The organism is Streptomyces sp. MZ04 (assembly GCF_004684775.1).
Classification (GTDB): domain Bacteria; phylum Actinomycetota; class Actinomycetes; order Streptomycetales; family Streptomycetaceae; genus Streptomyces.
This window is the reverse complement of the sequence record NZ_SRIC01000333.1, coordinates 1-8,466: the sequence shown is the minus strand read 5'-3', so window position 1 is coordinate 8,466 and position 8,466 is coordinate 1. Positions and strand designations below refer to the sequence as shown.

6 protein-coding genes, 1 tRNA gene and 2 pseudogenes are annotated in these 8,466 nt (G+C 69.1%); 7 read left to right on the top strand and 2 right to left on the bottom strand.

Translation table 11 applies throughout. The features are described 5' to 3' along the window. The 4 genes and pseudogenes from E2651_RS38105 to E2651_RS38090 form a co-directional block, all read left to right on the top strand. Positions 1 to 395: pseudogene (locus tag E2651_RS38105) on the top strand (dTMP kinase); the annotation flags it as partial. A 145-nt stretch (positions 396 to 540) separates the two neighbouring features. Beyond that, the gene (locus E2651_RS38100) at positions 541 to 1,746 is read left to right on the top strand and encodes a DNA polymerase III subunit delta' (protein ID WP_135335854.1); all 1,206 of its coding nucleotides are present in this window, start codon (positions 541 to 543) and stop codon (positions 1,744 to 1,746) included. Positions 1,747 to 1,865: 119 nt separating this feature from the next. Then, a complete protein-coding gene (locus E2651_RS38095; protein WP_135335853.1) occupies positions 1,866 to 3,407 on the top strand; it encodes an alpha/beta hydrolase in 1,542 nt (513 codons plus the stop codon). 107 nt (positions 3,408 to 3,514) lie between these two features. Continuing rightward, positions 3,515 to 3,588 (top strand) — tRNA-Thr (locus E2651_RS38090). A 128-nt stretch (positions 3,589 to 3,716) separates the two neighbouring features. Here the strand turns inward: E2651_RS38090 and E2651_RS45730 are convergent. Further along, a pseudogene (locus E2651_RS45730) lies at positions 3,717 to 5,216 on the bottom strand (site-specific integrase); the annotation flags it as partial. Between the two features lie 249 nt (positions 5,217 to 5,465). Between E2651_RS45730 and E2651_RS38075 the strand changes: the two are divergent. Both E2651_RS38075 and E2651_RS38070 read left to right on the top strand, forming a co-directional pair. Beyond that, complete coding sequence (locus tag E2651_RS38075) at positions 5,466 to 6,647, top strand: hypothetical protein (protein WP_135335851.1); 1,182 nt, start codon at positions 5,466 to 5,468, stop codon at positions 6,645 to 6,647. A gap of 84 nt (positions 6,648 to 6,731) precedes the next feature. Beyond that, positions 6,732 to 7,229 (top strand): hypothetical protein, encoded by a 498-nt coding sequence (locus E2651_RS38070; protein WP_135335850.1) that lies wholly within the window; start codon positions 6,732 to 6,734, stop codon positions 7,227 to 7,229. Here the strand turns inward: E2651_RS38070 and E2651_RS38065 are convergent. Beyond that, on the bottom strand, positions 7,206 to 7,799 hold the full coding sequence (locus E2651_RS38065) for a TlpA disulfide reductase family protein (protein ID WP_135335849.1): 594 nt from the start codon (positions 7,797 to 7,799) through the stop codon (positions 7,206 to 7,208). The two genes, E2651_RS38070 and E2651_RS38065, sit on opposite strands and share 24 nt — an antisense overlap. 381 nt (positions 7,800 to 8,180) lie before the next feature. Here E2651_RS38065 and E2651_RS38060 point away from each other — a divergent pair, with 381 nt between their 5' ends. Next, positions 8,181 to 8,411, top strand: coding sequence for a hypothetical protein (locus E2651_RS38060; RefSeq protein WP_135335848.1), 231 nt, complete (start codon positions 8,181 to 8,183; stop codon positions 8,409 to 8,411). Positions 8,412 to 8,466: the final 55 nt, after the last annotated feature.

Genomic DNA, 8,466 nt, shown 5'->3' with positions numbered 1-8,466 from the left:
CCTCGGTGTCGTCCGCCCCCGCACCCGCTCCCACGCCGGACAACGAGTTGACCGTGCCCACGCCTGTCGTGACTCCGCGGAACTCCGGGGCGGACGACACCGAGGTGCTGCCGCAGCCGCCGGCCTCCTCGGGCGCCGCGGACGAGACGGCTGTGCTGCCGCCCGTCCGGGAGGACAAGGTGCCGCCGGGGTACTTCCGGGACGAGCGCCCGTCGCCCGACGCCGGGAACGACAGGACCCGCGAGCTGCCCCAGGTCGACGAGCAGGGCGCCCCTCGGCAGCGGCCGCGTTCCGACTGGGCGGAGGAGACTCCGCTGGACGATCTGCCGTCCTTGGCGGATGAGCTGCTGGGTTCGCGGGACGACGAGGACGACCGGGGTCGGAACGGGCGCTGAGCGCCGCGGTACGGGGTGCCCGCACCGCGAGCGGGCCGCGTTGTCAGTGGGCTGCCCCACAATGAAACCGGCAGCGAAAACGCGGCAGCGAAAACCCGGCAGCGAGAAACCGGCTGCGAAAAGTGCAAGGCGGAGGCGGTGACCCATGGCCGTATGGGATGACCTGGTGGGCCAGGAGCGGGTGAGCGAGCAGCTGGGGGCTGCCGCTCGGGACGCCGACGCCCTCGTCACCGCCGTGGCCACGCGCACCGCACCCCCCGAGGCGTCGAAGATGACGCACGCCTGGCTCTTCACCGGACCGCCCGGCTCCGGGCGGTCCACCGCCGCCCGTGCCTTCGCCGCGGCCCTCCAGTGCACGAGCCCGGACCGCGCGCTCGGCGGCGTACCCGGCTGCGGATTCTGCGACGGGTGTCACACGAGCCTGGTCGGTACGCACGCCGACGTGGAAGTGGTGCGTACGGACCTGCTGTCCATCGGCGTGAAGGAGACCCGCGACCTCGTGCGGCGGGCCCAGCTGTCGCCCGCAGGCGGCCGCTGGCAGGTCATCGTCCTGGAGGACGCCGACCGTCTCACCGAGGGCGCGGGCAACGTCCTCCTGAAGGCCGTCGAGGAGCCCGCTCCCCGCACCGTGTGGCTGCTCTGCGCGCCTTCCTTGGAGGACGTGCTCCCCACGATCCGCTCCCGCTGCCGGCACCTGACGCTGCGTACGCCCTCGGTGGACGCCGTCGCCGACGTGCTCGTACGACGTGACGGCATCGAGCCGGATGTCGCCGCGGCCGCCGCCCGTGCCACGCAGGGTCACATCGGCCGCGCCCGGCGTCTGGCGACCGACCCGCGGGCGCGCGAGCGCCGGGCCGCCGTGCTCAAGATGCCGCTCCGGGTCGAGGAGATCGGCGGCTGCCTCAAGGCCGCGCAGGAGCTGATCGACACGGCGGGCGAGGACGCGAAGCAGGTCGCCGAGGAGGTCGACGTCAAGGAGACCGAGGACCTGAAGGCGGCGCTCGGCGCGGAGAAGGGCGGCCGGATGCCGCGCGGCACGGCGGGTGTCATGAAGGATCTGGAGGACCGGCAGAAGCGCCGCAGGACCCGCACCCAGCGCGACAGCCTTGACCTGGCCCTGATCGACCTGACCGGTGTCTACAGAGACGTGCTTACGCTGCAGCTCGGCTCCCGCGTGGCCCTGGCCAACACGGAGGTGCAGGACATGCTGGAGCGCATGGCGCGCGGCACATCGCCCGAGTCCACGCTCCGCCGCATCGAGGCGATCGCCGCCTGCCGCACGGCCCTGGACCGGAATGTGGCCCCGCTCCTCGCGGTCGAGGCGATGACGGTGACGTTGCGCGCGGGCTAGCCACCCTCCCCGGAGGCCCGTGGAGGGGGCGAACGCGACATTCCAGCCCGGAGGTTGACGGAGTCACCCGTACGAGCACCGAGGGCGACCAGGCGATCGCAGACGGTTAGTCTCATCTGATGCGCATCAGAGGACTCCGTACCCCCGCCACCGTGTTCCTGGCCGCCGGACTGCTGATCTCCGGCTGCTCGGCCTCGAGCTCGACGGCGGACGCGTCCATGGCCGCGCTGCCCCGCGCGACTCCGGAAGGGCTCGCGCCCTACTACGGGCAGAAGTTGAAATGGCGCGAGTGTGGCGTCCCGGGCTTCGAGTGCTCCACGATGAAGGCGCCGCTGGACTACGACAAGCCGGGCGGTGATGAGATCAAGCTCGCCGTCGCCCGCAAGAAGGCCACGGGACCCGGCAAGCGCCTGGGCTCGCTCCAGGTCAACCCGGGCGGTCCCGGCGGCTCGGCGATCGGCTATCTCCAGTCGTACGCGGCGCTCGGTTACCCCGAAGAGGTCCGCGCCCGCTACGACATGGTCGCGGTCGACCCGCGCGGGGTGGCCCGCAGCGAGCCCGTCACCTGTCTCGACGGCAAGCAGATGGACGCGTACACGCAGACGGACATCACCCCCGACGACGCGCGCGAGACGGATGAACTCGCCTCCTCCTTCAAGGAGTTCGCGGAGGGCTGCGAGAAGCGGTCGGCCGAGATGCTGCCGCACGTCTCCACGGTCGAGGCCGTCCGCGACATGGACCTCCTGCGGGAGGTGCTCGGCGACGAGAAGCTGACGTATGTGGGCGCCTCGTACGGCACGTTCCTGGGGGCGACGTACGCGGGGCTCTATCCCGACCGCGTCGGTCGCCTGGTCCTGGACGGGGCGATGGACCCGTCGCTGCCCGCCCGCCGGATGAACCGTGACCAGACGGCGGGCTTCGAGACGGCGTTCCAGTCGTTCGCCAAGGACTGCGTGCGGCTGGCCGACTGCCCGCTGGGCACCAAGAGCCCGCAGGACGCGGGCAAGCGCCTGAAGTCCTTCTTCGACGACCTGGACGGCACGCCGATCCCCGCCGGGGACTCCGACGGCCGCGAGCTCGGCGAGGCGCTGGCCACGACGGGCGTGATCGCCGCGATGTACGACGAGGCGGCCTGGCCCCAGCTGCGCACGGCACTGGCGGCTGCGATGAAGGACAAGGACGGGGCGGGCCTGCTGGCCCTCTCGGACAGTTACTACGAGCGCGACGGCGACGGATCGTACGCGAACCTGATGTTCGCCAACGCGGCCGTGAACTGCCTGGACCTGCCCCCCGCCTTCACCTCCCCCGACGCGGTGAAGAAGTCCCTCCCCGACTTCGAGAAGGCCTCGTCGGTCTTCGGCGAAGGCCTCGCCTGGGCCTCGCTGAACTGCGCGTACTGGCCGGCGAAGGCCACGGGCGAGCCGCGCCGCATCGAGGCGAAGGGCGCGGCCTCGATCGTCGTGGCCGGCACGACCCGCGACCCGGCGACGCCGTACCGCTGGGCCGAGTCCCTGGCCGCCCAGCTCTCCTCCGGCAAGCTCCTCACCTACGAGGGTGACGGCCACACGGCGTACGGCCGTGGCAGCGACTGCATCGACTCGACGATCAACGCCTACCTCCTGGAGGGCACCGCTCCGAAGGACGGAAAGCGCTGCTCATAGCGGTTCCGGGGGTGCGCGGGGTGCGCACACGGGGGGTGTGCGGAGCGCCCTTGGAAACTGTGTAGACTTAGCGGCGTTGCTGATCGCACCATAGGTGCGGGACGCGCGCCGCCTTAGCTCAGATGGCCAGAGCAACGCACTCGTAATGCGTAGGTCTCGGGTTCGAATCCCGAAGGCGGCTCGGATTAACCCCAGGACTCACTCGCCGTGACCTGGGGTTTTTTCATGCCCGCGGCATGCCGAGCCGAACGACTGGGATGCCGTGGAAGTGCTTGCGTGAGCGATGCGTGAGCGGAGCGGCTCGGGGACCTACTTCTTGGGCTTCCGGCGCTTGGCCTTTTTCTTCACCTTGACCTGGGCTTTCGCCTTGCTCTTCGGCTTGCCGCTGTCGCCCTTGCGGGTCTTCTTGGCCTTCGCCTTCTTGCGGGCCGCCTTCTTCGCCTCGGCCTTCCGCTGGAGGGGGACCAGCTTGGCGGTGGCCTCGGCGGCGTTCTTGCCGACCTGGGGCAGGACGCTCTGGTAAATGTCCCGCGTGATGCGGGTGTCGCTGTGACCGAGTGTGTCCGACACGATCTTGATGTCGATGCCGGCGGCGAGCATGAGGGTGGCCGCGCCATGGCGCAGGTCGTGCAGCCGGATCGGCGGGAGACCGGAGGCGGCGACGAGCCGCTCGAAGAGGTCGGTCACCTTGCCAGGGTGCAGCCAGGAACCGTCCTCCTGCGTGAAGACATGGCCGGTGTCCACCCAGGCCGAACCCCACTCCTCGCGGGCCTCGTCCTGGCGCTCACGGTGGCGCTTCAGGACGTTGACGGTGTCGTCATCGAGCGCGACCACGCGGTATCCACTGTCCGTCTTGGGATCGGATGCCTCGATCTCCCAGCCGTCCTGCACGAGTTGGGAGGAGACGGTGAGGGAGTGGGTGTCGAGGTTCGTCTCCGACCACGGCTGCCCGCACGCCTCGCCACGGCGCAGGCCGCGGAAGGCGATCAGGTGCCACATCGCGTACAGCCGGTCCTCGGCGACGAAGTCGAGGAAGGCGCCGGTCTGTTGGGGCGTCCAGACCATGACGGGCGAGGGCTTCTCGCCGGTCTGCTCCCACTTGGCGACCCGCTCGTCCGTCCATACCAGGGCCTTCGGCTTGCGTACGGGGTCGATCTCGACGTGGGCGGCCGGGTTGAACGTGATGACCTGCTGGCCGATCGCGTCGTTCAGGGCCGCACGGAGGGTGGCCTTGATGTGCTGGCGCGTGGCGGGCCCGGTGACGCGGCGGAATGCCGGCATCGCGTCGATCGCCGCCTTCATCGCCTTGCGGCGGGCGCGGTTGTCCGCGCCCTTCCACGGGATGGCCGTCAATTCGTCTATGGCGGCACGCCGTTGGGCGTTGTCCTCCAAGATCTGGGCGTTGGCGTCGCGAATGTCCGTGAACATCTCGCTGAGGTGGCTGACGCGCGCCGGTCGAGGCGCCGGTGCCCGATGCGCGGCTTGAGGTGCACGCGAATGTCGGTCTCGTAGCGGTTCAAGCCGGACTTGCGTATGCGCTTGCCCGCCAGCCACCGATCGAGCCACTCGGCCACGGTCAGGCTACCGATGAGGTTCTGGCCGGCGTTGAGGCGCCGCCTCGTCTCCTCGACGTCTGGCAACGGCGTCCGCTCGCGGCTGACCTCGGCCAGCATCTCGGCGATCAGCTCCGTGCCCTCGGGGTCGTCCGACTCGGCCAGGCCGAGCAGAGCGCGGACGTGGTCGAGGTCGGCCTGAGCGGACTTCAGACTGTCATAGCCGCCGCGAGCGAAGGAGCGCGCCGGAACCCTCGCGGTGCTGGCCGAGGCGTTCCCCGCTCTGGCGTTCCCGGATCCGGATACGGAGGTGCTGCGGGCGAAGCCGCCGCCTCATCTCAAGCCGCCGCCGGGGGACGGTCCGGCGTGGGCGCCGAAGGGGTGGAACTGGTGAGCCGGTGGTGGTGAACCTGGGGGCAGTGCCCAACTAGACACTAACGGGCTGGTGTTACGCCTGGGTACGGTTCAACTCCCTTACCGGAAAATGATCACGCTGGGAGTTGTTGTGCGTCTTTCCCGTACCGCGCCCGTTGCTCTGGCGCTCACCGCGTTGCCCGCGCTCGTCGTGACGACGGCTGCGGCCTCGCCGCGGTCCGCCCCCGAACCGTCCGCCCCGACAGCGGTGTTCACCCTCGACGCCTCCAAGGGGACCTTCTCGGCGAAGGCGGCCGGCGGTCAGCGCGTGAGCGTGCTGGCCACCCACATAGGGCAGGGCGCGGACACCAAGATCCTCAAAGCCGGGGACGAGCGGGCCGTGTCGGACACCACCTTCGCCCGGTCCTCGGAGCCTTCCGCGCGCTCTGCGTGGGCAGCGTCCTCGAAGTTCGCGGACCTCTCCTGGGCGGACGTCGGCGCGAAGACCTACACCGTCTACCGTGACGGCGCGAAGATCGGTACGACGTCGAAGCCGAGCTTCCGCGACACCAGTGTCACGCCCGGCACGGAGGCGGACTACCGGATCATCGGGGCCGGGAAGAAGGACACCCACACCTGGGGGATGACCGCGACCATCCCCAGCAGCGATACCACCAAGGCGCTGAACGCCACAGCGAAGGACATCGAGGCCAAAGCCCGCAAGTACTCCAAGTCAACGCTGCGGTGGCGCTCGTTCATCCGCCCGACCTGGGCCGGCATCCCCAAGGAACTCGCGAAGGTCTCGGGCTGCAAGTACACCAAGGGCTACAAGTACGCCGGGGACGCGCGCGGCTTCTCCAAGTCGAGGAAGAACCCCGGCTCGCGCGCCGGGGTCACCGGGACGGTCAACTGGAAGAGCGGCAAGGTCACATGGGACCGCTTCACCGGCAAGACCCGCGTCTACAAGAAGTCCAACTCGAGGCTGGTCGCCACCCGTAAGGCCAGCGTGAAGAAGATCAAGTTCAAGGCGCTGAACAAGCACAACGGCAAGGAGCGCGGCGTGCGCATCATCGTCGACGCCACCGACCCGTTCTGCCCCAAGTCCGGTGTCAAGCGGGCCGGGATCGGGGCGTCCGCCACCGTCCAGATGACGCGGGGCGGCAGCTTCCACGTGACGGGCAAGCACCGCCAGGCCCCCGACCACGAGCTGTACATGTACAACTACGCGGGCAAGAAGTACAAGACGAAGACGATCCTGCGGGACAAGATGCTCGACCTGCGCTGCATTTCGCAGCCGGCCTGCCAGCTCCAGAACATCGCCGCCAAGGGCTGACCCCGCCCACGCCCGCCGGTAGGGGCGGTGGGATGATCCAGGGGCGGCCTTCCGCAGCGGGAGACCGCCCCAGGAGGGAAGATCATGAAAGTCACATTCGGCAACGTCCAGTTCGGCAAAGCCACTCTGGGAAGTGCCCTCTTCTACGCCGTGAATGTCACCGTCAGCTCATCGCTGATCGGCCTGGTCGTCGACCGGGCCTGGGCCTCCTTCGCAGACGGTCCCTGGGACCCGCTGCTCTACGGCGAGAGCAGCGATCTGATTTTCCCCGCCGCCTGCCTCCTCGTGCTGACGGCGGCCCGCCTCATCCTGCCCCCGGCGCCACGCTGGAAGGCCATCCTCGTCGACAGCTCCCTCTACCTGCTGACGCTCCTGATCTGCTACGGCGCGGGCTCCCTGGCGGACGGCGAGGGCGTCGGCACCGCCTTCGGCGGGGCTTTCTTCGTCGCGCTCCTGTCCCTGTTCACGCTCCAGCTCCCCGCCGCCTGGGCTCTGATCGCCTGGGCCACCGGCCACCTCGACCCCACCGCGCCCCGCGGCGAGCAGAGCCCGGCCTCGTCACCGGTCGGCAGTCTTCTTTGACGGTTTCACCGCCCAGGAGGTCATCTCCTCCAGCATCTTGCGGTTGATCGCCCCCGACGACGAGGCGGCGATCTTGTGCCGGGAGTCGATGACGAAGGTGAAGGGCACCCCCTGGGACTGGATGACGCCCTTGGGCATGTCCAGGGTGGACTTCCCCGAAGGATCATGCAGGTTCGGGTAGGGGACGTCGAACTCCTCGATGAACGCCTTGGACGCGGCGATGCCGCTCCCTTGGTTGATGCCGACCACGACCACGCCCTTGCGCTTCATCGACTTCTCGTAGTCGACGAGCATGGGCATCTCCAGACGGCACGGCCCGCACCAATACGCCCACGCGTTGACCACGACCGTCTTGCCCCGGTAGTCCGACAGCCGAAACGGCTTCCCGTCGACCGTCGTCCCCTTGATGTCCGGGGCATCGGGACGGCTCTTCACGTCGATGGTCAAAACCCCACTGTCGGACATGCGGTATCCGGTCCGCTCGGAGCCGTCCATCGACGTGACGGCAAGGATGCCGCCACCCCCGACGACGACGGCGGCCACGGCAATGGAGACGGTGGAACGCTTCACAGGTCAAATCCTCGCTCGGTCACGGAATATGCCTGCCATCCTCCCAACGCCCCAGGAACAACCCCGAGTTGGGGTGCTGCCCTTAGGGGCAGTGCCCAAAGAGCCACTATCGCCCACCTGTTCGAGCCGCGCAGCATGAAGGGACGCTTCCTCGCAGCGGGGGAGGGCAGAGAACGGAGTGCTGCTGTGCGGGTAGGAAAAGCCGCCATCTCGGTCGCGATAGCGGCCAGCGTACTGGGCGCAGGCGCCACCACCGCCACGGCCGCGCCGGCCCCCAAGGGCGACATCGCCGCGAAGTGAGACTACGAGCGACGGCCCGGCGGCGGCTGGCTGGACTGCTGGAAGACGAAGAAGGGCACGCAGAAAAGCGCCGCCCACAAGGTGAAGAAGGGCAAGCACTTCTTCCACTTCGGCATCAAGGGCAATAACACCCGCTGGACCGCATCCGTCTACAAGAAGGTCAAGGGCAAGGACTCCAAGGTCCAGTCCCTCAAGGGCAAGGCCAACGGAACCGAGACCTTCGCCGCCCGCAAGAGTTACGGCGCCGGCAGCTACTGCATCGTCTGGAAGTACGGCAAGACGGGCAGCCAGGCGTACGGCGGCTTCGAGTAGAACCCCGCACCCCACGCCACAAGGAGGGGCCCCCACCGGCGGGGCCCCTCCTTGT

Coding starts and splice junctions, on each gene's coding strand:
- E2651_RS38100 (WP_135335854.1), top strand. CDS start 541: ATGGCCGTATGGGATGACCTGGTGGGCCAGGAGCGGGTGAGCGAGCAG.
- E2651_RS38095 (WP_135335853.1), top strand. CDS start 1,866: ATGCGCATCAGAGGACTCCGTACCCCCGCCACCGTGTTCCTGGCCGCC.
- E2651_RS38070 (WP_135335850.1), top strand. CDS start 6,732: ATGAAAGTCACATTCGGCAACGTCCAGTTCGGCAAAGCCACTCTGGGA.